The organism is Xinfangfangia pollutisoli (genome assembly GCF_020179405.1).
GTDB classification, from domain to species: Bacteria; Pseudomonadota; Alphaproteobacteria; order Rhodobacterales; family Rhodobacteraceae; genus Pseudogemmobacter; species Pseudogemmobacter pollutisoli.
In genome coordinates this window covers 1-23,586 of sequence record NZ_JAICBZ010000049.1, presented here as the reverse complement: position 1 = coordinate 23,586, position 23,586 = coordinate 1, and the positions used below count along the sequence as shown (strand labels likewise).

Sequence of the window (23,586 nt, the reverse complement as noted above, 5' to 3'; positions counted from 1 at the left end):
AGCCCCCGCGGTCAGGCCGCCTTTCGGCGCGCCCGGCCGGGAAATTCCAGCCACAGCGCGCCGCCACGCATGCCGCCGCGGATCATCCGCCCCGGCTCGGCCACGATGGGGAATTCCGCCGTCCAGTCGCGATATCGGTCGTTCGACACCACCGGCAGGCCGCGCGACGTGGCATCGGCCAGCAGCAGCGGATCGGCCGGCGCGCCTTTCCTTGCCACCCGCACCTGATCGCGCGGCAGGCCCAGCTTCGGGGCCAGTTCATCCGGGCCCAGCCAGCGCGCCCCGACGCGGTAGCCGACATTGGCATCGAACCAGACCAAGGGCTCCATCCCCGCGGCACGCAGATGGGCGACGACCGTATTGACGGTGGAAAGATTGGGTTGATTGTCGTTCCAGAACAGCACGTTCGAGCCATCGACCACGACTTGCGGCCCCCGTCTGGGCGTTTGCCTGCGCGGCCCCGCCTTGCGCCGTATCGGCGGCCGTGGCCGGATCAGCAGCATCAGCACCATGCCGGCCAGCGCCAGAAGCGCCGCGGCCTGGGCCAGCGGCGCGGCATCCGGCGGCAAGAAACCGGGCCTCAGAACTGCCAGCGCCCAGGCGGCAAACGAGGCCAGAAAGATCAGTATGAAAACCGGCATGACCGCCTGCGCACCCCCATTCCTGCCCGATTCTGCCCAGTCATTGCGGCCAGAGAATGGCAGAGATCCCGGAAGAGAAGCGGAAAAGGCCTAAGATCCGGTAAAGCGCGGCAGGTCAGTAACCGGCGATCACCTCATACATCACCGGCTCGAACCCCTTGCACAACTCGTTGATATGGCGGTTTCTTTCGCGCATCTCGGGCGTGCGCAGCATGGCCTGGTAATCGCCCCGGGCCTGCCATTGCGAATAGTTGCACACCCTTGTGCGGGCGTCGTTCACATGCAGGCCGGCACCGATGAAGCCCGGCTGTTTCGAGATGCATTCGGCATAGGCCGCTTCAAGCGCCTCGATCAGGTCAAAGGCCATGGCGGGCGTGGTCTCGAAGGTGGTGATGACAGTCTGGCCTTGAAAATCCTTGGAAATCTGCGGCATGCTGGGCCCTCCCCCCTTCATCCTGCCATGGATCGGCCCTGAAATCATGCCCCTTCTCGACCCGAAAGACCCGTTCTTCGCCAAGCCTTGGGTCCGCTGGGCCACGGCGGGCGCGCCGCTGGCCTGGGGGGCGATGGAACTGGCGCTTGGCAATCCGGGCTGGGCGCTGATGTTCCTGGCCGCCGGCGCCTATGCCGCCTGGGCGCTTATCCTTTCGGGCAAGTGACCAGCCCCCGCATCTCGCCGCTGTCGCCCTGAACCGAGCTTTCGCGCAATTTGCAGCCGGTAACCTGCGGGATCAGGTCGATCATCGTGGCGCGGATGGTCTGATGTTCGCCGCGCGTGGCATAGCCCAGCCGGATCACCTCGACCATGTTTCCCTTCTGGAACACGGTATAGGCCCGGCCGCCAACGGTGATGTCGGTCCGTTCGGCGCCGAACATCATGGGCGCCGGCTGGGCGTCGCAGGCGGCCAGCAGCAGGGACAGCGGGGCAAGACGGCAGGTCATCCCCGCAGCCTTGGGCGAATTGGTTAAAGACGGGTTAATCCAGAACGGAACCCGGCGCCGGGGCTCAGGTCAGGCGGCGGGGCCAGGTCAGGCGGTGGTCGGGAACGAAACCCGCCGCCCGCGCGTTGACCTTCGACATTGCTTCAGGAGGCCCCCGATGACGAAGATCCGCACCCTTGCCCTGCCGGCCCTTTTGGCGCTGCTTGCCGCCTGCAACACGATCGAAGGCGCAGGCCACGATCTGCAGGCCGCGGGCCAGGCCGTCAGCACCGAGGCGAACCAGGCGGCGGCCGGGATGTAGGCAGACTGTCAGGCCGCGCGCCCGTCGCGTTGCGGCCGTGCCGTTCGGCAAGAAAGGGCCCGGCCGCGCAATCTGCTGCGGCCGAGCCCTGCCCTGGTCCGAACCTTACGAATCCATCTTCAGGGCAGAAATGAACGCCGTCTGCGGGATTTCCACCTTCCCGAACTGGCGCATCCGCTTTTTGCCTTCTTTCTGCTTGTCCAGAAGCTTGCGCTTCCGCGTGGCGTCGCCGCCATAGCATTTCGCCGTCACGTCCTTGCGCATGGCCGAGATCGTCTCGCGCGCGATGACCTTGGCGCCGATCGCCGCCTGGATCGGGATCTGGAACATGTGGCGGGGGATCAGTTCCTTCAGCTTCTCGCACATCATCCGGCCGCGCATCTCGGCGCGGTCGCGGTGAACCAGCATCGACAGCGCATCGACCGGCTCGGCATTCACCAGGATCGACATCTTCACCAGATTGTCCTCGCGATAGCCCGACAGCGAATAGTCGAAAGACGCATAGCCCTTGGTCACCGATTTCAGCCGGTCGTAGAAATCGAACACCACCTCGTTCAGCGGCAGGTCATATTCCACCATCGCCCGGTTGCCGGCATAGGTCAGGTTCAACTGGATGCCGCGGCGGTCCTGGCACAGTTTCAGAATATCGCCCAGATAATCGTCGGGGACCATGATCGTGGCCTTGATCCGCGGCTCCTCGATATGGTCGATCAGCGTCACATCCGGCATGTCGGCGGGATTGTGCAATTCCATCACCGTGCCGTCGCGCATATGCAGGTGGTAAACCACCGAGGGCGCCGTGGTGATCAGGTCCAGATCGAATTCGCGTTCCAGCCGCTCGCGGATCACTTCCAGATGCAGAAGCCCCAGGAAGCCGCAGCGGAAGCCAAAGCCCAGCGCGGCCGAGGTTTCCATCTCATAGCTGAAGGACGCATCGTTCAGCGCCAGTTTCTCGATCGCGTCGCGCAGGGTTTCGAAATCATTCGCATCGACCGGGAACAGGCCGCAGAACACCACCGGCTGGGCGGGTTTGAAGCCCGGCAGCGGCTCGGCGCAGGGCTTGCGCTCATGCGTGATCGTGTCGCCGACGCGGGTATCGCGCACCTGCTTGATCGAGGCGGTGAAGACGCCGATCTCGCCCGGGCCCAGTTCCGGCCAGTCGGTCATCTTGGGGCGCAGCACGGCCAGCTTGTCGATGCCGTAGCGGGCGCCGGTCTGCATCATCTTGATCTGGTCGCCCTTGCGGATCACCCCATCCATGACGCGGATCATCACGACGACGCCCAGATAGGCATCATACCAGCTGTCGACCAGCATCGCCTTCAGCGGCGCGTCGCGGTCGCCCTTGGGCGCGGGCAGGCGCTGGACGATGGCCTCCAGCACATCGGGAATGCCGAGGCCGGTCTTCGCGGAAATCGGGATCGCGTCGCTGGCATCCAGCCCGATCACATCCTCGATATTCGCCTTCACCCGGTCGGGGTCGGCCGCCGGCAGGTCGATCTTGTTCAGCACGGGCACGATCTCATGCCCGGCATCCAGCGCCTGGTACACATTGGCCAGCGTCTGCGCTTCGACCCCCTGCGAGGCATCGACCACCAGAAGCGAGCCCTCGACCGCGCGCATCGAGCGCGAGACTTCATAGGCAAAGTCGACATGTCCGGGCGTGTCGATCAGGTTCAGGACATAGGTCTTGCCGTCCTTCGCCGGATAGTCGATCCGCACGGTGTTGGCCTTGATGGTGATGCCGCGTTCCCGCTCGATATCCATCGAGTCCAGAAGCTGGGCCTTCATGTCGCGATCTGCGACCGTGCCCGTCATCTGGATCAGCCTGTCGGCCAAGGTGGATTTGCCGTGGTCGATATGCGCCACGATCGAGAAATTGCGGATGAGGGACAGCTCGGTCATGGGCTGGGCATATAGCCTGTCGTCCGGCGGCTCGGAAGGGGCTTCTGCAGGGGGCGGGGCGCGGCCGCAGCGAAGGGCGCGAAGGGGGCGGCTGCGGCAGGCCTGCGGGCGGGCGAAAAGCGATTCGGCGGCGGGCGAAAAACCGGGCGCCGCCGCGCCGTCCGGCCTCTTCCTGCGGCGCGGCGCCGCATTCGCGCGGCGGGCCTTGACCCGCGCGATCTGGTAGGAAGAAAGGGCCCCGAAGCCAAGCTCTTGTGACTCCGGGACAAAGCGGCGCAGCTGTCGCAGCGGATTGAAAAAACGCTTGGGAAAAGCGATAATCGGCTGCAGAAAATGACCGGCGGCGGAGGGGGGGCAGAAGCCACGTCCCGCGCCCGGCGATGAGGCAGATGATGAAGAAATCTCTCGTTCTCGCGGCGTCGGCCGCGGTGGTGGCAGGGTTCTGCGCAACTTCGGCTTCGGCCGGCCCGATCGAAAGCGCCTGCCTGCGCTCGGGTCGCGACGCGGCGAACCGTGCGCTTTGTGGCTGCATCCAGCAGGTCGCGGACATGACGCTCAAGGGCTCCGACCAGCGCCGGGCGGCAAAGTTCTTCAAGGATCCCGATCTGGCGCACAAGACCTGGGTGTCGCAATCGGCCGCCGATGACGCCTTCTGGGAGCGCTACAAAAGCTTCGGCGCCATGGCCGAGGCCTATTGCGCCCGCTGACCTCCCTTCCCTTCGGCCCCTGATCCGCCGCCCGGCAGCCCCGCGCAGGGCGGGACACAGGCCATGGCGCTTGCGCCTTGGCACATGTGATCTGGCACTTGGCCCCGGGCTCGGGCAGAAAGAGACAGGACGAAGGGGGCGGCATGGACGTTCACGAGATGGCGGCGGCGCTGCGTGCGGGCGACCGCCGGGCGCTGGCCCGGGCGATCACCCTGGTCGAAAGCCAGCGCGCCGATCACCGCGCCCGCGCGCTGGATCTTCTGGGCGCGCTGGGGCGCGACCGGCAGGCGCTGCGTCTGGGCCTGTCGGGCACGCCGGGCGTCGGCAAATCCAGCTTCATTGAAACGCTGGGCCTGCGGCTGACCGGCCAGGGCCTGCGCGTCGCGGTTCTGGCGGTGGACCCGTCCTCGGCCCGGTCCGGCGGCTCGATCCTGGGCGACAAGACGCGGATGGAACAGCTGTCGCGCGACCCGCGCGCCTTCATCCGCCCTTCGCCCTCGCGCGCGCAGATGGGCGGCGTGGCGCGCCGCACCCGCGAGGCGGTGGCCCTGTGCGAGGCCGCGGGCTTCGACGTGATCCTGATCGAGACGGTCGGCGTCGGCCAGTCGGAGACCATGGTCGCGGGCCTGTGCGACATCTTCCTTCTGCTGATGGCGCCAGCCGGCGGCGACGAGTTGCAGGGCGTCAAGCGTGGCATCATGGAGATGGCCGACCTGATCCTGGTCAACAAGGCGGATGGCGACTTGCTGACCACCGCCACCCGCACCCAGGCCGATTATGCCGGCGCCCTGCGGCTTCTGCGCCATCGCCCGCAGGACCCCGAGGGCTTTCCCAAGGCGCTCTGCGTCTCGGCCGCGACCGGCGCGGGGCTGGATGCCGCCTGGGCCGAGGTCATGGCGCTGGCCGACTGGCGCCGTGCCCAGGGCCATTGGGCGCGCAACCGGGCCAGCCAGGCCGCGCATTGGTTCGTGGAAGAGGTTCGCCAGGGCCTGCTTTCGGTGCTGGACCAGGAACCCGCCCGCAGCGCCATGGCCGATCTGGGCGCGCGCGTGGCCGAAGGCGCGCTGACGCCCGAAACCGCGGCCGCCCAGATGCTGGCGCGCCTGCGGCAGGACCGCGCCGGCTGACCCAGGCCCATCCCGGGCAGGCAAGCCCCCTCTCACAGACCGGCTTTGCCCGCTTCATCTTTCCGCCCCCGGGGAACCGCCGGGCGATTGGGGCGTTGTTTGATCATAAAGCCGCGACATCGCGGCATGAGCATGCACCGAGAGGAGCTGAGAGATGAAAAAGACCCTGATCGCCCTGGCCGCCACCACCATTCTGGCCGGCGCCGCTTTCGCCGAAGGCCTTCCGACCGTGAAGGAAATCGACGTGACCGCCGATATCGCGTCGGTGTCGAATTCCAAGGCTGCGGAATACTGGAAGAACCTGGAAGGTGACCTGGAGAACGCGATTCTCGCCAAGCTGGTTGACCAGACCGACAAGGAAGATGGCGCCAAGGTCATCATCGACATTTCCGAAGTCGAACTGGCCGACGGGTTCACCGACACGATGGGTCTGGAAAAGTCGGTGCTGAAGGGCATCGTGAACGAGACCCACGACCGCGACAACAGCCGCTTCAACTCGTATGAGCTGACGGTGAGCTACGATCAGGCCGCCCCGATGCTGGGCGAAGGGTTCAACCCCAATGCCAGCGCCGAAGATGCCCGCCGCGCCTATGAGGTGATGGTCGATGTCTTCGCCGACCATGTCGTGAAGAACCTGAAGTAACCTTCCCTGCTTTGGGACCGCATGCCTCGGCGGTCCCGGCAACGGGCCCCTCCGGCGATCCGGTGCCTATGCCCGGTCGTCGAGACCCCACCTCGGGGCCCGGTCGTGGCGCCCGTCCCCATTGCCCCGGGGGCGGGCGTTCCGCTATGTGGGGGCCGGTCAGGGCCGGGTGGCAGCCCGTCCGGGGGCAGACCTTGCCCCTGCGCCGCGCTTCCCTCCCAGCCCGCGCGCAACCGCCCTGTGCGGCCCCGGCTTTTGCGCTTCATCCCCCGGGCTTTTGCGCTTCACCGCTTGACGCGCCCGGGCTTTGACCGTACACGCCCGCAATCGTATTCGGTCGCGGGGATTCTTCGGGCTCTGCCGCGCCTTTCTGTTTGACACGAAGGACCACATCATGTCGCGCGTCTGCGAACTGACGGGCAAGGGCCCGATGACCGGCAACATGGTCAGCCACGCGAACAACAAGACCCGTCGGCGTTTCCTGCCGAACCTGAACGAGGTCACGCTGATCTCGGACGTGCTTGGCCGTTCGTTCAGCCTGCGCATCTCCTCGGCGGCGCTGCGCACGGTGGACCACCGCGGCGGGCTGGACGCCTTCCTGGCCAAGGCCAAGGATGACGAGCTGTCCTCGAATGCGCTGAAGATCAAGCGCGAGATCGAAAAGGCCCAGGCCGCGGCCTGATCCTTTCTGTGTGCTTTGCCACAAAAGGCCCCGTCCGGTGATCCCGGCCGGGGCCTTCTCGCTTGCGCCGCTTTGTCCGCTTTCCCCGCTGACGAAGCCGCGCTAGACCTGTCGGCATGAGACGGTCGCCCGCCCTTCTGCATTCGGCCCTTGTCCTGTGCCTGACGCTGGTCATGGTGCTGACCTCGGCGCATTGGGCGCGGGGCCGGGCCGAGGCGCAGGGCGCCCAAGCGCTGGTGATCTGCGCCGATGGCGCCACGGTCACCATCACGCTGGGCGCCGATGGCAAGCCGGTTGCCAGCCATCACGATTGCCCCGATTGCGTACTGGGCGGGCTTGCCCTGGCCGGCAGCGTTGCGGCCCCGGTTCTGGCGGCGCGCGGTCGCGCCCATGCCCTGCGGCCCCTGCCCGGCCGGCAAGTGCTGCGCCGGCAGGTCGTGGCCCGGCGGGCGCGCGGCCCTCCGGCCCCGCTTGCGCTCTGACACCCGCTTTCCCATCCAATTTCCTGATGAAAAGGAGGCCCGACATGCTGTCGCGCCGTATGTTCCTTGCCGCCACCGCTGCGGCCCTTTCTCTGGCCTCGGCGCTTGCGCCCGCCCATGCCGAAGACACGGCCGCCTTCGCCGTGCATGACCCCTATGCCCGCGCCCTGGGCGGTGCCGGCAGCTCGGGCGCGGTCTTCCTGCACCTGACCAATACCGGCGATCACGACGACCGGCTGATCGGCGCGCGCACCGATATGGCCGCCAAGGCCGAGTTGCACACCCATGCGATGACCGCCGATGGCGTCATGCAGATGCGCGAGATCGAGGGCGGCGTGCCGATCGCCGCCGGCGAGACCCATGTCTTCCAGCGCGGCTCGGACCATATCATGCTGATGGGCCTGACCCGCGCCCTGACCAAGGGCGAGACCTTCTCGGTCACGCTGATCTTCGAATCGGGCGCCGAATTGGCCTTCGACGTGGCGGTCGACAATGACCGCAAGCCGGAAGACGCCGTCATGCCGATGCAGGGCATGGAAGGCATGGAAGGCCACGACCATTCCAAGATGGGCTCGGGCGGCTGATCGCCCCGTTGCCTTCCGCCTGCCGGCAGGGCAGCTTGCCGGCAGAGAGGGCCCGATGACCAAAGCACCGACCGACCGCACCCGCCTGCGCCGGATGCATGAAAAGGGCGCCCATGACCCGGCGCTGATCGCGGCGCTGGTCGACGCGCTGCCGCTGGCCCATATCGGCCATCTGGTCGAGGGCATGCCCATGGTCACGCCGACGCTGATCTGGCGCATGGGGCGGCGGGTTCTGTGGCATGGCTCTTCGGCCAGCCGCATGGTCCGCGCGGCACTGGCGGCGCCGGTCTGCCTGACCGCTTCGGGCCTGGATGCGATGGTGCTGGCGCGGTCGGGGCTGGAGCATTCGGTGAATTACCGCTCGGTCATGGTGATGGGCCAGCCGCAGGCGCTGCGCGATCCCACCGAGAAGGAAGACGCGCTGCGGGCGATGATGGAGCATCTGTTTCCCGGCCGCTGGCAGGCGCTGCGGCCGATGACCGCGCAAGAGCTGAAGGCGACCGCCGTTCTGGCCCTGCCGCTGGACGAGGCCTCGGCCAAGATCGACGCCTCGGGCCCCGCCGACCCGGCCGAGGATCTGGACTGGCCGGTCTGGGCGGGCACCCTGCCCCTGCTGCGCGCGACCGGCACGCCCCAGCCGGCGCCCGGTCTGGCCGCCGCGCTGGCCGCCGATCCGCCGGCCTATCTGTCCGCCTTCCGCTTCGGCTGAGGCGCTTTTGCCCGGCCGGTCGTCCAGGCCCCGCGCGGCGGATGCCTCCGGCGGGGATATTTGGGCAGAGAGGAAGGCGGCAAGGCCGTTTGGCGAAGGGTTGCAATTCGCGCCGCGCGGGAGCCTGATGGGCCGATGCAATCCATCCTGTTCGTCTGTCTGGGCAATATCTGCCGGTCCCCTACCGCCGAGGCGGTGTTCCGCCATCTGGCCGCGGCCGAGGGGCTGGCGGTCGCCTGCGACAGTGCGGGCACCGGCGGCTGGCATGCGGGCGAGCCGCCGCATCCGCCGATGATCGCGGCCGCCGCGCGGCGCGGCTACGATCTGGCGCCGCTGCGCGCGCGCCAGCTGCACCGCAACGACTTTGCCCGCTTCGGCCGGATCCTGGCGATGGACCGGCAGAACCTGCGCGATATCCGGCGGATCGACCCGGGCGGCGGCGCGACCAGCGGGCTGTTTCTGGACCATGCCCCGGGCTGCGGTTTCACCGAAGTGCCGGACCCCTGGTACAGTGGCGATTTCGATCAGACGCTGGATCTGGTCGAGGCCGCCTGCCGCGGGCTGATCGCCGATCTGCGCGCAGGATGATCCGCCATCGCCCGGGCCCTGCAAAACCCTCTTCCCAGCGGGCCGCGCTTGCGCTACATGCCGGCGCATGACCCGTGGAACCCGCATCGCGACCACCTTCCGACGCCGCTAAGGCGAAGGGTCCGGCCTGCCCGGCCGTTACTTGGTTATTCCTTGGGGCATTCCTTCACATTGACACCCGTACCGCCCCGGCTTTAGGGCTTGGGCTTCCCATCGCAAGGGCTTTGCCATGATTTCTGCCGTCCTGCCGACCTATAACCGCGCGCCCCTGGCTTTCGTCTCGGGCGAAGGCTCTTGGCTTCTGGCCGAGGATGGGCAGCGATACCTGGACCTGGGCGCCGGGATCGCCGTCAACGCGCTTGGCCATGCCCATCCGGCCTTGGTCCAGACCCTGACCGAACAGGCCGCGAAGCTGTGGCATGTCTCGAATGTCTACCGCATTCCCGAACAGGAACGGCTGGCGGCGATGCTGGTGGAAAAGACCTTCGCCGATACGGTCTTCTTCACCAATTCCGGCACCGAGACCGCCGAGCTGGCGATCAAGATGGCGCGCAAGTACCATTACGAGAACGGCCAGCCCGAGCGGACCGAGATCATCGCCTTCGAGGGCGCCTTCCATGGCCGCTCGACCGGGGCGATCGCCGCGGCCGGGTCGGAGAAGATGGTCAAGGGCTATGGCCCCTTGATGCCGGGCTTCACCCATCTGCCCTGGGGCGATGAGGCGGCGCTGAAGGCGGCGCTGACCGAAGGGACCTGCGCGGTGATGATCGAGCCGATCCAGGGCGAGGGCGGCATCCGCACTGCGGGCGATGCCTTCCTGAAGACCCTGCGCAGCCTGTGCGACCAGACCGGCGCGCTGTTGATCCTGGACGAGGTGCAATCCGGCATGGGCCGGACGGGCCGGCTGTTCGCCCATGAATGGGCCGGCATCACCCCCGATATCATGATGGTCGCCAAAGGCATTGGCGGCGGCTTCCCGCTGGGCGCGCTTCTGGCCACCGAACGCGCGGCCAAGGGCATGACCGCGGGCAGCCATGGCTCGACCTATGGCGGCAACCCCTTGGGCTGTGCCGTGGGCGCCAAGGTCACCGAACTGGTCTCGGACCCGGCTTTCCTGGCCGAGGTCGCGCGCAAGTCCGCGCTGTTCCGCCAGGGGCTGGAGGCGCTGGTCGCCGCCCATCCGCAGGTCTTCGAAGCGGTGCGCGGCGAGGGGCTGATGCTGGGGCTGAAATGCCGCGCGCTGAACACCGATCTGGTCAAGGCCGGCTATGCCGCGGGCGTGCTGACCGTGGGCGCGGCCGACAATGTCGTCCGTCTGCTGCCGGCGCTGAACATTCCCGACGAAGACATTGCCGAGGCGCTGACCCGTCTTGACCGCGCCGCCGCGGCCACGCCGAAAGCGGCCTGACTTTGTCTTTTTTCCGTTGATATCCCGGGGATCCGGAGGCCCGGCCTCCGGCGATCCGCCAAACAGAAACACGCCATGCAAAACTTTCTCGACATCCACAAGACCGACCCCGCCGCCCTTCGGGGCATGATCGATTCCGCCGCCGCGATGAAGGCCGCGCGCAAGGACCGCCCGAAAGGCGCGCCCGATGACGACCGCCCGCTGGACGGCCGCATGGTGGCGCTGATCTTCGAGAAACCCTCGACCCGGACCCGCGTCTCCTTCGATGTGGGCGTGCGGCAGATGGGCGGGCAGACGATGGTGCTGTCGGGCAAGGAAATGCAGCTGGGCCATGGCGAGACCATCGCCGACACCGCCCGCGTCCTGTCGCGCTATGTCGACCTGATCATGATCCGCACTTTCGAGGAAGCCACGCTTCTGGAAATGGCCGAACATGCGACCGTGCCGGTGATCAACGGGCTGACGAACCGCACCCATCCCTGCCAGATCATGGCCGATGTGATGACCTATGAGGAACATCGCGGCCCCATCGCCGGCAAGAAGGTGGTCTGGTGCGGCGACGGCAACAATGTCTGCGCGTCCTTCCTGCATGCCGCCGGGCAGTTCGGCTTCGACTTCACCTTCACCGGGCCGGAAACCCTGGACCCCGAAGACCGTTTCGTCGGTTTCGCGCGCGAAAAGGGCTCGAAAGTCATCATCCAGCGCGACCCCTTCACCGCGGTCGAAGGCGCGGATCTGGTGGTCACCGACACCTGGGTGTCGATGCATGATCCCGAAAGCGCCAAGGAACGCCGCCACAACCAGCTGCGCCCCTATCAGGTCAACGAACAGCTGATGAGCCGCGCCAAGCCCGACAGCCTGTTCATGCATTGCCTGCCCGCGCACCGCAATGACGAGGCGACCAGCGCCGTCATGGACGGGCCGCATTCGGTGATCTTCGACGAGGCCGAAAACCGGCTGCATGCGCAGAAGGCGATCGTGCGCTGGTGCCTGGGGCTGTAAGCCCGCCGCGCAGCGCCTCTTGACGCCGCCCCCGGGCGGCGCCAAGCCTTGCCGGGTCCCTTTCCCGGAGAAGCCGATGCACCGCCGCTCTGTCGCTGTCTACGACCGTTTCCTGGGCGCGCTTGCCCGCATCCTGACCAAGGCCGAGACGCATTGCGCCGCGCGCAAGATCGCGCCCGACGTGCTGCTGCAAGCGCGGCTTTTTCCCGACATGTACCCCTTGGTGAAACAGATCCAGCTGGCCTGCGATTTCGCCGCCCGCGGCGCGGCCCGGCTGGCCGGCGAAATGCCGCGCAGCTTTCCCGATACCGAAACCGGCTTTGCCGAGTTGCAGGCCCGCATCGCCGCCGCCCGCGCCTATATCACCGGCTTCGATGCCCCCGCCTATGACGGCGCCGAAAGCCGCGGCGTGACGCTGAAGATCGGCGGCGAGGACCGCACCCTGACCGGCGAGGATTTCCTGGATTTCTACTCGCTGCCTCAGTTCCATTTCCACCTGACCACGGCCTATGCGATCCTGCGCCACAACGGGGTGGAACTGGGCAAGCGCGACTATATGGGCGCGGCGTAAGGGGCAGCCCATGGCCACAGCACTTCTGATCATCGACATGCAGGACGGCATGGCCGAGCGCACCGCCGCCGGCCGCCCCCGCGCCAATCCGCAGGCCGAGGCGCATTGCGCCGCCCTGCTGGCCGAATTCCGCGCCCGCGGCCTGCCGGTCCTGCATGTGCTGCATGACGATCCCGACCCGCAATCGCCCTTCCGGCGCGACAGCGCGCTTGGCCAGCCCATGGCCTGTGCCCGTCCCGCGCCGGACGAGCCGGTGTTCTGGAAGACCGGCTCTTCGGCCTTCGCCGGCACCGGGCTGGATGCCGAACTGCGTCGGCGCGGCATCGACCGCATCGTGCTGATCGGCGCCGTCGCGGCCTTTTGCGTGACCTCATCGGTGCGCGCCGCCGCGGATCTGGGCTTTCAGGTCCTTCTGCCGGGCGATGCGCTGATCGGCTTCGACATCCCCGCCCATGACGGCGGCCGGATCGACGCCGAAACCGTCTTGCGCGTCACCCTGTCGCTGCTGGGCGCCGATTTCGCCCGGCTGACCACGGCGGCAGAGCTGCCCGGCTTGCTGTAAACGCTGCGCGGCGCCGTTGCCGTGGCACCGTTGCTGTGACGTCGACAAATTTCCCTGCATTGTCCCCATTTTCGACACGACTTGCCGCCAGATCTGGCCGCAACGAGAAAAATGGAGGCAGTGATGGCAGCAAGATCCTATGTCGGCGTGCAGAATGCCGCCCGTGAAGCCCGGCGCATTCTGGGCATGGCTGAACCCTCTTCGCTTTGGGACGGCGCGGTGCCGCGCCGCGGCTTGACCGGCGGCGATCCACTGCAGCGCCGCGCCCCCGCCCATCGCGGCGGATCGGCCCTGGGCCGCGCGCCCGCGCTGCCCGGCGCGACCCCGGCCGAGGAAACGCTGATCGCCATCGCCGACCGGCTGGGCTCGGAACGCGGCAGCCATCGCCACCGCATGGCCGAAGTCTATCACATGATGTTCCGCCACCTGCGCGACAGCGCGCCTGCGGTGATGGAACTGGTGCAGGGCCCGGCGCCGCTGCGCGGTCAGGCGGCGCATGGTGCGCTGTGGGCCGAGTATTTCCGTCAGGCGCAGGTCATGGTGCTGGCGAGCGAACCCGCGCCCGAAGGCTGGGCGGTGGACGGTGCAAGCTGGCATCTGGCCGATCCCGACACCCGCCCCCGTCTGGCCCAGACGCTGCAGGGCCTGCCCGCGCCCTCGATCGTCATCGACGATGGCAGCCATGCCAGCCACCATCAGCAGAACGCCTTTCTTGAACTGTTCCCGCGGCTTGCCCAGGGCGGCTTCTATGTGATCGAAGGCCTGCGCGGCCAGCCCGAGGCGCTGGAGCGGCCGGGCATCACCCGCAGCGCCGATCTGTTCCGCGGCTTTGCCGAAAAGCGCTGCTTTGCCCATTCCGATCCGGGCACCGAGGCGGCCTTTGCCGAACTGGCGCCGCAGATCTCGGGTGTGCTGATGCTGCAGGCGGGCTTTGACCGCAACCGCCGCGATTTCGCCGCGGTGATCCAGAAGCGCTGACAGGCCCCGGGGCTCAGGCCGCGACCGGCCTTTGCCCCGGCCCGTCCGCCACGGCAACCCGCGCCGATTGCTGCGCCACCGCCAGCAGCAGCAGGGCAAGCGCGGCATAGGTCGGCCGATAGCCCAGATGCTCGGCCAGGAAACCGATGGTCGCGGGCGCGATCAGGATGCCGGCATAACCCAGCATGGTGACGGCGGAAATCGCCACGCCGGGCGGCTGGTCGGGCATGTTGCCGGCGGCGGAAAACAGGATCGGCACCAGATTGGCGATGCCAAGGCCGGCCAGGGCAAAGCCTGCCAGCGCCAGTTCCGGCAGCGGCGCCAGCGCGGCCAGCATCAGCCCCGCCGCCCCCGCCCCGGCCGAGATCCGCAGCACCATGGCCGCGCCATGGCGGTTGCGCACCCCGTCGCCCAGGAACCGCATCACCGCCATCGCGCCGGAAAAGCCCGCGAAGGCCAGGCCCGCGGTGAAGGCGCCCGCCCCCAGTTCGCGCCCCATATACAGCGCCGCCCCGTCCAGCACCGCGCCCTCGGGCACCATCGAGGCCAGCGCCATCACCCCCAGCATCCACACCGCCGCCGCCCGCGGCAGCAGGCCCCGCCGCGGGCCCGCCGCGCTGGCCGGCTCTGGCGGATGCGGCGGCGCGCCGCGCAGATGCGGCAGCGCGATCAGCACCCCCGCCCCCACCAGCGCCGAGGCCACCAGCGCCTGAATCTCGGCCGAGCCATGGGCGATCGCGAAACTGCCCGCCGTGCCGCCCAGAAAGCCGCCCAGGCTCCAGAACCCATGGCACGAGGACATGATCGCCCGGCCTAGCCGCCGCTCGACCTCGACCGCATTGGCATTCATCGCCACATCCATGCAGCCGACCACCGCCCCCATCAGCGCCATCGCCGGCGCCAGCAGCCACAGCGCCGGGGCGAAGACCACCAGCGGCAGCACCGGCACCAGCGCCAGCGCCAAAAGCCGCAGCACCGCGACCGAGCCGAAGCGCGCGATCAGCCGGCCCGAGAACAGCATCGCGGCCACCGCCCCCAGGCCCAGAAGCAGGATCAGCAGGCCCAGAACCCCCTCGCCGATCCCGTGCCGCGGCAGCAGAAGCGGGATCTGCGGCGCCCAGACGCCCATGGTAAAGCCGTTGACCGCGAACATCACCGCACCGGCACGCCGCGCGCCTGTCCAATCCTGGCCTGCCATCCGATCCTCCTGTCGCCTTGGGTCTTTCCTTAACGGCTGCCCCGCTTTGCCGGAACCCCGCCCCCCACGGTGGCGATCACGCGCTGTTACAGCCTGCCCGCTCTTGCACCGGAGACAGGTTCCGCCTAATGAACCGCAACCCGCGAAGGAGCCGACCGCGCATGGAAACCGTCATCCTGACCATCCACCTGATCCTTGCCCTTCTGCTGATCGGCGTCGTGCTGTTGCAGAAGAACGAAGGCGGCGCGCTTCTGTCGGGCGGCGGCAACATGCAGGCCCGCGGTCAGGCGACCGCGCTGACCAAGCTGACCTGGATCTTCGCCGCGGCCTTCATCGTGACCTCGATCACCCTGACCGTGATGACCGCGCGCGGCTCGGGTGGCGGCTCGGTGCTTGACCGCGCCCCCGCGGCCGAGACGCCCGCCGGCACCGAAACCCCGGCCGTTCCGCCGCTTGCGCCCTCGGGCAGCGAGCTTATGCCGCCCGCCCAGACCGACGGCCCCGCCGTTCCCCCGGCCGGCGATGCGGCGGTTCCGCCCGCGGGCGAGGCCGCTCCGGCCAGCGAAGGCACGGCAGACCCCGCGGCCCCGCCTGCGGAAGAGGCGCCGAAGCCGGCCCCCTGACCACAATCCTTTGACGCATGCGCCAGGCCGCAGACAGGATCTTGCGGCAGGCGGTTGCGTGATCGGGAATCCCAAGCTATAGCTCGACTCCCGTGGTGTTGCGATTCCACCGCCTCGAATCGCTTTTTCGAACAGCACGGGAGGCCGGTTTGGCGCGTTACATTTTCATCACCGGCGGCGTCGTTTCCTCGCTTGGCAAGGGTCTTGCCTCGGCCGCCCTGGGCGCGCTGCTGCAGGCCCGCGGCTATACGGTGCGGCTGCGCAAGCTGGACCCCTATCTGAACGTCGACCCCGGCACGATGTCGCCCTTCGAACATGGCGAGGTTTTCGTGACCGATGACGGGGCGGAAACCGATCTGGACCTGGGCCATTACGAACGCTTCACCGGCGTCTCGGCGCGGATGACGGATTCGATCTCGTCCGGGCGGATCTATTCCAATGTGCTGGAAAAGGAACGCCGCGGCGACTATCTGGGCAAGACGATCCAGGTCATTCCGCATGTGACCAATGAAATCAAAGACTTCCTGAAGGTCGGCGATGACGAGGTCGACTTCATGCTGTGCGAGATCGGCGGCACGGTCGGCGATATCGAGGGGCTGCCCTTCTTCGAGGCGATCCGCCAGTTCATCCATGAACGTCCGCGCGGCCAGTGCATCCTGATGCATCTGACGCTGCTGCCCTATCTGGCGGCCTCGGGCGAATTGAAGACCAAGCCCACGCAGCATTCGGTCAAGGAATTGCAATCCATCGGCCTGGCGCCGGATGTGCTGGTCTGCCGCTCGGAACATCCGATCCCCGACCGCGAGCGCGAGAAGATCGCGCTGTTCTGCAATGTGCGCCCCGATGCGGTGATCCCGGCCTATGACCTGAAGACGATCTACGAGGCGCCTCTGGCCTATCACCGCGCCGGTCTGGATCAGGCGGTGCTGGACGCCTTCGGAATTCAGCCGGCGCCCAAGCCCAATCTGGCGCGCTGGGAAGACGTGATGGACCGGCTGAGCCACCCCGAAGGCGAAGTGCGGGTGGCCATCGTCGGCAAATATACCCAGCTGGAAGACGCCTATAAGTCGATCGCCGAGGCGCTGACCCATGGCGGCATGGCCAATCGCACCAAGGTGCGCGCGGAATGGATCGATTCCGAGATCTTCGACCGCGAAGACCCCGCCCCCTATCTGGACAATTTCCACGCCATCCTGGTTCCCGGCGGCTTTGGCGAGCGAGGGACCGAAGGCAAGATCAAGGCGGCGCAATTCGCGCGCGAGAAGAAGATCCCCTATCTGGGCATCTGCCTGGGCATGCAGATGGCGGTGATCGAAGCGGCGCGCAATCTGGTCGGACTGAAGACCGCCGGGTCTGAGGAATTCGACCATGAGAAGGGCGAAAAGCGCTTTATTCCGGTGGTCTATCACCTGAAGGAATGGGTGCAGGGCAACCATACCGTGCGCCGCAAGGCCGATGACGCCAAGGGCGGCACGATGCGGCTGGGCGCCTATACGGCGCAATTGAAAGAGGGCTCGAAAGTCGCGCAGGTCTATGGCGGCACGGTGATCGAGGAACGCCACCGCCACCGCTACGAGGTGGACATCCAGTATCGCGACCAGCTGGAAGGCTGCGGCATCGTCTTCTCGGGCATGTCGCCCGACGGCCGCCTGCCCGAGATCATCGAGGTGAAGGATCACCCCTGGTTCATCGGCGTGCAGTTCCACCCCGAGCTGAAATCCAAGCCCTTCGCCCCGCATCCGCTGTTCGCCGATTTCGTCCGCGCCGCGCTTGACGTCAGCCGGCTGGTCTAAGGGCGCGCCGGCCCGCTGCCCTTTATGGTCAGGCGCTATCGGGCATAGGCCGACAGCGCCTGCTCGATCTGCGGGGCATAGCTGAAGATCTGGTTCAGATCACCCAGCGGATATTTCGTCTCGACCTTTTCGGCGTCAATCTTCAGCGCGAAGTCGATCTTTTCGCCCTTCTTGGTTCCCACATCGGCAATGAATTCCGGGGGCACCTCGTTCAGGTTGAACACGTCGAAGCCCAGGGTCTGGATCAGGGGAAGAAGAACCGCGGTCTTCGTGCCCTCTTCCGTCAGGGCATGTTCCGCGGCATGTCTGGATCGCTGCGCAAGATCTTTGACTTTCTGAGGGAAATCCATCGCGTTCCTCCAATAGACGCTGAAACGAAGCTTTCCCCGGTTCGCCCAATCCAATCAAGCCTTGTTGACGCGGCAATCCCACCGGAAGGCGCCATTCTTCGGGCACCGGCGGGCGGTGCAATCCGCCAGGGCAAAACAGGCGCAGGGCCGGAATTGCGAATCAACGACGATGGCGCGATTGAATGAATGGAAACAATTCGCGGGACCATGCAGGATTGTTTCTGCACCTTCGCAAAACCCTGCCGCTTTCCCTTGCGTCAAGCCCAAAACTTGACCGGAGCCTGCGCCAAGGCGCAATCTGTCTGCCTTGGTCGCATCGCTTCACTGAGGCGCTGCTTGCGAAGATGGTGAAGGTTAACCGGGCCCGCCTGCCGCAATCCGGCCAGCGGGCCCGTTCCGTTACAGCATCGACGGCACGACCTGATCCGGCGGGCGATGGCCGTCGGCGAAGGTCTTGATGTTGATGATCACCTTTTCGCCCATCTCGATCCGGCCCTCGATCGTGGCACTGCCCATATGCGGCAGCAGCACCACATTCGGCACTTCCTTCAGCCGCGGGTTCACATCGGTGCCGCGCTCGTAGACATCCAGCCCCGCGCCGGCCAGTTCCCCCGCCCGCAAGGCGCGCGTCAGGGCGTTCTCGTCGATCACCTCGCCGCGGGAGGTGTTCACGATCACCGCCGAGGGTTTCATCAGCTTCAGCCGCCGGGCATTGATCAGATGGAAGGTCGAGGGCGTGTGCGGGCAATTGACCGAGACCACGTCCATCCGCGCGATCATCTGGTCCAGGCTTTCCCACCAGGTCGCTTCCAGCTCGTCCTCGATCTCGGGGCGGACGCGGCGGCGGTTGTGGTAATGCACCTGGCAGCCGAAGGCCCGCGCGCGCCGCGCCACCGCCTGGCCGATCCGGCCCATGCCCAGAATGCCCAGCCGCTTGCCGGCCAGCCGCGTGCCCAGAAAGGCGGTGGGCGCCCAGCCCTCCCATTTTCCGGCCTGCATCATGTGCAGCCCTTCGGGAATGCGCCGGGTCACCGCCATGATCAGCGCCATGACCATGTCGGCCGTGTCCTCGGTGACGACGCCGGGCGTGTTCGACACCAGGATGCCGCGCTGTCGCGCCGTCGCCACGTCGATATGATCGACGCCCGCGCCGTAATTCGCGATCAGCCGCAGCTGCGGCCCGGCCTGGGCGATCACGCCCGCGTCGATCGTGTCGGTGATGGTCGGCACCAGCACATCGGCCCGCGCCAGAGCGGCGACCAGCTCGTCCCGGGTCATCGGACGATCGGGATCGCGCAACTCGACATTGAACAATTCCTTCATCCGCGTCTCGACGGCTTCCGGCAGGCGTCGCGTGACGACAACAGTCAGGCGCTGCATGGGCATGGGGCTTTCCTCGGGGCTTTCATTGCGCGCGGTTCCAAGGCAGAGTGGGAAAAAGCGGGGCGGATCACAAGCCCCGATCCCATGAGGATGACAGCCCGATGGGCTGCAAGGCAGGCGGCAGATGCGACTTCGCGTGATCGCGGGGCTTTTGGCCCTGATCGTTGCCCTTGGTGCGACGGGGATGGTCCGGCCCCTGGTCGCGCAGGAAGCCGAGCCGGGCGAGGTCGAAGCCTCCGCCGAAACCGGACCCGAGACCGACGCCCCCCCGCCCGCCGCCGCGAAGAAGGAAGCCGCCTGCAAGCCCGGCTTCGGCTGCGTCACCAACCTGCCCCTGCCGCGCTTCGTGTCGCTGAAGGGCGACGAGGGCAATGCCCGCCGCGGCCCCGGCCTGACCCATCGCATCGACTGGGTCTTCACCCGGCCCGGCATGCCGCTGATGATCACCGCCGAATACGAACACTGGCGCCGGGTCGAGGATCAGGATGGCGCCGGCGGCTGGGTGCATTACGCGCTGCTGTCGGGGGTGCGCACGGTGCTGGTGATCACCGACATGGCGGAACTCCATGCCAACCCCGACCGCAATGCTTCCGTGCTGGCCCAGGCGGAATATGGCGTGATCGGCAAGGTGCTGGAATGCAACCCCGGCTGGTGCCGGATCTCGGCCGGCGGCGAAAAGGGCTGGATCGAGAAATCCGCGCTCTGGGGCGTGGCCCCCGATGAGCTGATCGAATAGCCACGCCCCCAAGCGGGATCGCCCGGCCCCGGCCTGCGCCTCCGGCGGGGATATTTTTGCAGAGAGGAAGGCCGCATCTTCCCTTTCTGCCTGCCTTCCTCTCTGTCCAAATATCCCGGGGGGAGGCGAAGCCGGGGGGCAGAGCCCCCCTTTTTCCCGCCCTCGACCGCGCGCGCTGAGGGCGGCAGTTGCGGGCCGGGGCTCGGTTGAATAAGCCTCAGGCATGGCCGCCGAATCTGATCTTCGCCTGTCGCTGTCTGCCGGGGCCGCTTCGGTCGCCGTGGCTGGTGTGCTGGTCGCCTTGAAGCTTTGGGCGCTGTGGCACACGGGCGCGCTGTCGATTGCCGCCTCGCTGGCCGATTCCGCGATGGATCTGATGATGTCGCTGGGCGCCGCGGCGGCGATCTTCTATGCCGCCCGCCCGGCCGATGAAGATCACGCCTTCGGCCATACCTCGGCCGAGGATCTGGCCGCCCTGGGTCAGGCGCTGTTCATCCTGGTCTCGGCCGCCGGCATCGGCTGGAGCGCGGTGACGCGGCTCTTGGCCAAGACCGCGCCGGTCCTGCAGGGCGAAGCTGCGGGCATGGCGGTGATGCTGGCCTCGATGGTGCTGACCGTGGCGCTGGTCTGGTGGCAGGGCCGGGTTGCGCGGCGCACCGGATCGCGGGTCGTCTCGGCGGACCGGCTGCATTACATCGGCGATCTGATCCCGGCGGCCGGGGCGCTGCTGGCGCTTTACGCCTCGTCGCATTGGGGGGTCGGGCGGATCGACGCGGTGGTGGCGCTGATCGCCGCGGTGATCATGCTGAGGGGGGCGCTTCACATCGGCAAGGGCGCCTGGGATGCGCTGATGGACCGCACCGCCCCGCCCGAAGTTCTGGCCCAGGTGGCCGAGATCGCCCGCGCCTGGCCCGGCGTCTATGGCTTTCACGACCTGAAGACGCGCACCGCCGGCAGCCGGATCTTCATCAACCTGCATATCGAACTGGATGGCAGCCAAAGCCTGCGCGCGGCGCATGACATCGGCGCCGGGCTGCGCCGCGCCATTCTTGAGGCCGTGCCGGGGGCCGATGTGATCATCCACAAGGATGTGGCACGCACGGCCGACGATCCGGGAACCTGATCGGCCCCTTGCCTTTGCCGCCGCCGTCTTCCTGCCCACGTCGTCCTGCCCCCGTTCCGCCATCGGCGCGCGAAACAGGGTTGCGGGCTTGGGCTTTCCGGGCAATTATGCAGTCGTATAACAGCCATGGCCCGAAGGGACGGATCCGATGCAGCCCGAACGCCGCCCCTATATTCGCGACAGCGAGGAAAACCGCCGCGAGGCGCTGATCGCCGCCACCCAGGCGCTGGTCGCCGAGGGCGGGCCGCAAGCCGCGACCGTGCGCGCCATCGCCGCAAGGGCGGGGGTGACGCCGGGGCTGATCCGGCATTACTTCGGCTCGAAGGACGAATTGACCCGCGCCGCCTATACCGCGCTGGTCGACGGCATGACCGACAAGGGCGCCGATGCGCTGGCCGGGGTGGGCGCCGATCCGGGCGAGCGGCTGGCCGCCTTCATCGCCGCCTCGCTGCGCCCGCCGGTCGTCGATGCGCGCGCGGTCGGGCTATGGGCCGGCTATCTGCATCAGGTCCAGTCCGATCCCGACCTTCTGGCCCAGCACGAACTCAGCTACCTGCGCTATCGCGACCAGCTGCAAGAGCTGATCGCCGGGCTGGACCGCGGCGCGCCGATCCCGGATGAGCAGCTGCGCCGCGAGGCCATCGCCTGCAATGCGGTGATCGACGGGCTGTGGCTGGAAGGCTCGATCCTGTCGCACAGCTTCCAGCAAGGCGAATTGGTGCGGATCGGGCTGGCCTCGGTCGGGGCCATTCTGGGCGTCACCCTGACCAACTACCCCATGTTCATCCCCGAGCTTTCGGGCCCATCTGCGACGATCCTGCCATGAGATACGCTTCCGTGACCGACAGGCTGGCCCATCTGGGCTCGGCCAAATGGGACCTGCATTTCCGCGCCCGCGCCCTGGCGGCCCAGGGCCGCGAGGTGATCGAGTTGACGATCGGCGAGCCCGACGTGCCCACCCCCGCCGCGCTGATCGAGGCCGCGGCGGCAGCGATGCGCGCGGGCCGCACCGGCTATTCCAATGGCCGGGGCGAGACGGCGACGGTGGCGGCGCTGGCGCAGCGCTATTCGGCGCGCTGCGGAAGGCCGATCGGCACCGATCAGGTCATCTGCCTGCCCGGCACCCAGACCTCGCTTTACGCGATCTTCCGCACCCTGCTGAATCCGGGCGACGAGCTGATCCTGGGCGATCCGATGTATGCCACCTATGAGGGGCTGATCTCGCAGACCGGCGCGCGGATGGTGCCGGTGCGGCTGCGCCCCGAGGCGGGCTTCCGGCTGCGCGCCGAAGATGTCGCCGCCGCGATCACCCCGCAAAGCCGGGTGCTGTTCCTGAACACCCCGCACAACCCGACCGGCGCCGTCCTGCAGCGCGAGGATCTGGTCGCCCTGGGCGATCTGGCCCGGGCGCATGATCTGTGGATCGTCTCGGACGAGGTTTATGAGGAACTGGTCTTCCCCGGCGTGACCTTCGCCTCGCCGATGGACCTGCCCGAACTGGCCGAACGCACGGTCGTCGCCTCGTCGATCTCGAAATCCCATGCCGCGCCGGGCTTTCGCGCCGGCTGGGTGATCGGCCCGGCCGAATTCACCAGCCGCATGCTGCCCCTGTCGGAAACGATGCTGTTCGGCAGCCAGCCCTTCATCGCCGATATGGTGGCGCAGGCGGTCTCGGCGCCCTCGCCCGTGGCGCCGGGCATGGCGCAGCGCTTCGCCAACCGGGCGCGGATGCTGGCCGAGGGGCTGGATGGCGTGGCGGGGCTGCGGGTGATGCGGCCGCAGGCGGGGATGTTCGCCATGGTCGATGTGCGCGCGACCGGCCTGTCGGGCGAGGATTTCGCCCGCAGCCTGCTGGAGACGCGGGGCGTCGCGGTGATGCCGGGCGAAAGCTTCGGCGAGACGATGCGCGGCTGGCTGCGCGTCTCGCTGACGCAAAGCGACGAAAAGACCGCCCGGGCGATTGCCCAGATCGCAGCCCATGCCCAGGCGCTGAAGGGGCATGCGGCATGACGACCGTCGGGGAACGGCTGGTCGAGGGGCTGGCGGCGCGCGGGGTCGAGGTGGTGTTCGGCATCCCGGGTGTGCATACGATTGAACTCTATCGCGGGCTGGAAGGCGGGCCGCTGCGCCATGTCACGCCGCGCCACGAACAGGGCGCGGGCTTCATGGCCGATGGGTACGCGCGGGTGACCGGCAAGCCGGGCGTGGCCTTCGTGATCACCGGCCCGGGCCTGACCAATACGCTGACCGCCATGGGCCAGGCGCGCGAGGATTCGGTGCCGATGCTGGTGATCTCGGGGGTGAACCGGCGCAACAGCCTGGGCCGCGGCCTGGGGCTGCTGCATGAACTGCCCGATCAGGCCGCGATGGTGCGCAGCCTGTGCCATACCGAGACGCTGACCGATCCGGCCGATCTGGGCCCCTGTCTGGACCGCGCCTTTGCCGCGATGCTGGGCGGCCGCCCCGGCCCCGCCCATATCGAAGTGCCGACCGATGTGATGCCGCTGGCCTGCCCGCCCCTGCCGCCACCCGCGCCGCTGCCGGCGCG

General features: G+C 67.7%; 29 protein-coding genes. 22 read left to right on the top strand and 7 right to left on the bottom strand.

What is annotated here, in order from left to right; genetic code table 11:
- Positions 1-11: 11 nt before the first annotated feature.
- Both K1Y73_RS14265 and K1Y73_RS14260 read right to left on the bottom strand, forming a co-directional pair.
- The gene (locus tag K1Y73_RS14265) at positions 12-641 is read right to left on the bottom strand and encodes a hypothetical protein (protein WP_225028980.1); all 630 of its coding nucleotides are present in this window, start codon (positions 639-641) and stop codon (positions 12-14) included.
- Between the two features lie 115 nt (positions 642-756).
- Entirely contained in the window at positions 757-1,074 is a 318-nt protein-coding gene (locus K1Y73_RS14260) for an antibiotic biosynthesis monooxygenase family protein (RefSeq protein ID WP_225028979.1), read from the bottom strand.
- Here K1Y73_RS14260 and K1Y73_RS14255 point away from each other — a divergent pair.
- Positions 1,073-1,300, top strand: a complete 228-nt coding sequence (locus tag K1Y73_RS14255) for a hypothetical protein (protein ID WP_225028978.1) — start codon at positions 1,073-1,075, stop codon at positions 1,298-1,300. The two genes, K1Y73_RS14260 and K1Y73_RS14255, sit on opposite strands and share 2 nt — an antisense overlap.
- Here K1Y73_RS14255 and K1Y73_RS14250 read toward each other — a convergent pair.
- Positions 1,281-1,583, bottom strand: coding sequence for a hypothetical protein (locus K1Y73_RS14250; protein WP_225028977.1), 303 nt, complete (start codon positions 1,581-1,583; stop codon positions 1,281-1,283). The genes K1Y73_RS14255 and K1Y73_RS14250 overlap by 20 nt on opposite strands.
- 157 nt (positions 1,584-1,740) lie before the next feature.
- Here K1Y73_RS14250 and K1Y73_RS14245 point away from each other — a divergent pair, with 157 nt between their 5' ends.
- The gene (locus K1Y73_RS14245) at positions 1,741-1,884 is read left to right on the top strand and encodes an entericidin A/B family lipoprotein (protein WP_225028976.1); all 144 of its coding nucleotides are present in this window, start codon (positions 1,741-1,743) and stop codon (positions 1,882-1,884) included.
- 105 nt (positions 1,885-1,989) lie between these two features.
- On the opposite strand, the gene lepA is transcribed toward K1Y73_RS14245, so the two are convergent.
- Positions 1,990-3,789: a translation elongation factor 4 gene (gene lepA, locus K1Y73_RS14240; protein WP_225028975.1), complete on the bottom strand. Its 1,800-nt coding sequence runs from the start codon at positions 3,787-3,789 to the stop codon at positions 1,990-1,992.
- A gap of 389 nt (positions 3,790-4,178) precedes the next feature.
- On the opposite strand from lepA, the gene K1Y73_RS14235 reads away from it, so the two are divergent.
- The 13 genes from K1Y73_RS14235 to K1Y73_RS14175 all read left to right on the top strand — a co-directional run bounded on the left by K1Y73_RS14235 (position 4,179) and on the right by K1Y73_RS14175 (position 13,832).
- Positions 4,179-4,496 (top strand): hypothetical protein, encoded by a 318-nt coding sequence (locus tag K1Y73_RS14235; RefSeq protein WP_225028974.1) that lies wholly within the window; start codon positions 4,179-4,181, stop codon positions 4,494-4,496.
- Positions 4,497-4,639: 143 nt separating this feature from the next.
- Entirely contained in the window at positions 4,640-5,623 is a 984-nt protein-coding gene (gene meaB, locus K1Y73_RS14230) for a methylmalonyl Co-A mutase-associated GTPase MeaB (protein WP_225028973.1), read from the top strand.
- Between the two features lie 154 nt (positions 5,624-5,777).
- The gene (locus K1Y73_RS14225; protein ID WP_225028972.1) at positions 5,778-6,266 is read left to right on the top strand and encodes a hypothetical protein; all 489 of its coding nucleotides are present in this window, start codon (positions 5,778-5,780) and stop codon (positions 6,264-6,266) included.
- 394 nt (positions 6,267-6,660) lie between these two features.
- Positions 6,661-6,948 carry a 50S ribosomal protein L28 gene (gene rpmB / locus K1Y73_RS14220; protein ID WP_225028971.1) on the top strand — a complete coding sequence of 96 codons (288 nt, stop codon included), beginning with the start codon at positions 6,661-6,663 and terminating at the stop codon, positions 6,946-6,948.
- Positions 6,949-7,064: 116 nt separating this feature from the next.
- Positions 7,065-7,430, top strand: a complete 366-nt coding sequence (locus tag K1Y73_RS14215) for a hypothetical protein (protein WP_225028970.1) — start codon at positions 7,065-7,067, stop codon at positions 7,428-7,430.
- 44 nt (positions 7,431-7,474) lie between these two features.
- Entirely contained in the window at positions 7,475-8,014 is a 540-nt protein-coding gene (locus tag K1Y73_RS14210; RefSeq protein WP_225028969.1) for a copper chaperone PCu(A)C, read from the top strand.
- A gap of 55 nt (positions 8,015-8,069) precedes the next feature.
- Positions 8,070-8,723 (top strand): pyridoxamine 5'-phosphate oxidase family protein, encoded by a 654-nt coding sequence (locus K1Y73_RS14205; RefSeq protein WP_225028968.1) that lies wholly within the window; start codon positions 8,070-8,072, stop codon positions 8,721-8,723.
- Between the two features lie 135 nt (positions 8,724-8,858).
- Entirely contained in the window at positions 8,859-9,311 is a 453-nt protein-coding gene (locus K1Y73_RS14200; RefSeq protein ID WP_225028967.1) for a low molecular weight protein-tyrosine-phosphatase, read from the top strand.
- Between the two features lie 229 nt (positions 9,312-9,540).
- On the top strand, positions 9,541-10,719 hold the full coding sequence (locus K1Y73_RS14195; protein ID WP_225028966.1) for an aspartate aminotransferase family protein: 1,179 nt from the start codon (positions 9,541-9,543) through the stop codon (positions 10,717-10,719).
- A gap of 75 nt (positions 10,720-10,794) precedes the next feature.
- Positions 10,795-11,721, top strand: a complete 927-nt coding sequence (gene argF / locus K1Y73_RS14190; RefSeq protein WP_225028965.1) for an ornithine carbamoyltransferase — start codon at positions 10,795-10,797, stop codon at positions 11,719-11,721.
- A gap of 76 nt (positions 11,722-11,797) precedes the next feature.
- Positions 11,798-12,292, top strand: a complete 495-nt coding sequence (locus K1Y73_RS14185; RefSeq protein ID WP_225028964.1) for a DUF1993 domain-containing protein — start codon at positions 11,798-11,800, stop codon at positions 12,290-12,292.
- A 10-nt stretch (positions 12,293-12,302) separates the two neighbouring features.
- Positions 12,303-12,854: an isochorismatase family protein gene (locus K1Y73_RS14180; protein WP_225028963.1), complete on the top strand. Its 552-nt coding sequence runs from the start codon at positions 12,303-12,305 to the stop codon at positions 12,852-12,854.
- Between the two features lie 123 nt (positions 12,855-12,977).
- A complete protein-coding gene (locus tag K1Y73_RS14175; protein WP_225028962.1) occupies positions 12,978-13,832 on the top strand; it encodes a hypothetical protein in 855 nt (284 codons plus the stop codon).
- A 13-nt stretch (positions 13,833-13,845) separates the two neighbouring features.
- Here K1Y73_RS14175 and K1Y73_RS14170 read toward each other — a convergent pair whose 3' ends face one another.
- Entirely contained in the window at positions 13,846-15,030 is a 1,185-nt protein-coding gene (locus tag K1Y73_RS14170) for an MFS transporter (protein ID WP_225028961.1), read from the bottom strand.
- A 161-nt stretch (positions 15,031-15,191) separates the two neighbouring features.
- Here K1Y73_RS14170 and secG point away from each other — a divergent pair, with 161 nt between their 5' ends.
- Together secG and K1Y73_RS14160 are read left to right on the top strand one after the other, a co-directional pair.
- Positions 15,192-15,653, top strand: coding sequence for a preprotein translocase subunit SecG (gene secG, locus K1Y73_RS14165; RefSeq protein WP_225028960.1), 462 nt, complete (start codon positions 15,192-15,194; stop codon positions 15,651-15,653).
- Between the two features lie 149 nt (positions 15,654-15,802).
- On the top strand, positions 15,803-17,446 hold the full coding sequence (locus tag K1Y73_RS14160) for a CTP synthase (RefSeq protein ID WP_225028959.1): 1,644 nt from the start codon (positions 15,803-15,805) through the stop codon (positions 17,444-17,446).
- Positions 17,447-17,481: 35 nt separating this feature from the next.
- Here the strand turns inward: K1Y73_RS14160 and K1Y73_RS14155 are convergent, their stop codons facing one another.
- Together K1Y73_RS14155 and K1Y73_RS14150 are read right to left on the bottom strand one after the other, a co-directional pair.
- Positions 17,482-17,796 (bottom strand): hypothetical protein, encoded by a 315-nt coding sequence (locus K1Y73_RS14155; RefSeq protein WP_225028958.1) that lies wholly within the window; start codon positions 17,794-17,796, stop codon positions 17,482-17,484.
- Positions 17,797-18,195: 399 nt separating this feature from the next.
- Complete coding sequence (locus tag K1Y73_RS14150; RefSeq protein WP_225028957.1) at positions 18,196-19,182, bottom strand: 2-hydroxyacid dehydrogenase; 987 nt, start codon at positions 19,180-19,182, stop codon at positions 18,196-18,198.
- A 121-nt stretch (positions 19,183-19,303) separates the two neighbouring features.
- On the opposite strand from K1Y73_RS14150, the gene K1Y73_RS14145 reads away from it, so the two are divergent.
- From K1Y73_RS14145 to K1Y73_RS14125, 5 genes are all read left to right on the top strand, one after another.
- Positions 19,304-19,915 carry an SH3 domain-containing protein gene (locus K1Y73_RS14145; RefSeq protein ID WP_225028956.1) on the top strand — a complete coding sequence of 204 codons (612 nt, stop codon included), beginning with the start codon at positions 19,304-19,306 and terminating at the stop codon, positions 19,913-19,915.
- 223 nt (positions 19,916-20,138) lie between these two features.
- Complete coding sequence (locus K1Y73_RS14140) at positions 20,139-21,038, top strand: cation diffusion facilitator family transporter (protein ID WP_225028955.1); 900 nt, start codon at positions 20,139-20,141, stop codon at positions 21,036-21,038.
- Positions 21,039-21,186: 148 nt separating this feature from the next.
- The gene (locus K1Y73_RS14135) at positions 21,187-21,864 is read left to right on the top strand and encodes a TetR family transcriptional regulator C-terminal domain-containing protein (protein ID WP_225028954.1); all 678 of its coding nucleotides are present in this window, start codon (positions 21,187-21,189) and stop codon (positions 21,862-21,864) included.
- Positions 21,861-23,048, top strand: a complete 1,188-nt coding sequence (locus tag K1Y73_RS14130; RefSeq protein ID WP_225028953.1) for a pyridoxal phosphate-dependent aminotransferase — start codon at positions 21,861-21,863, stop codon at positions 23,046-23,048. The genes K1Y73_RS14135 and K1Y73_RS14130 overlap by 4 nt, the downstream gene beginning before the upstream one ends.
- Positions 23,045-23,586: thiamine pyrophosphate-binding protein (locus K1Y73_RS14125; protein ID WP_263626643.1), on the top strand; the 542-nt coding region annotated here is incomplete at its 3' end. The genes K1Y73_RS14130 and K1Y73_RS14125, both read left to right, overlap by 4 nt.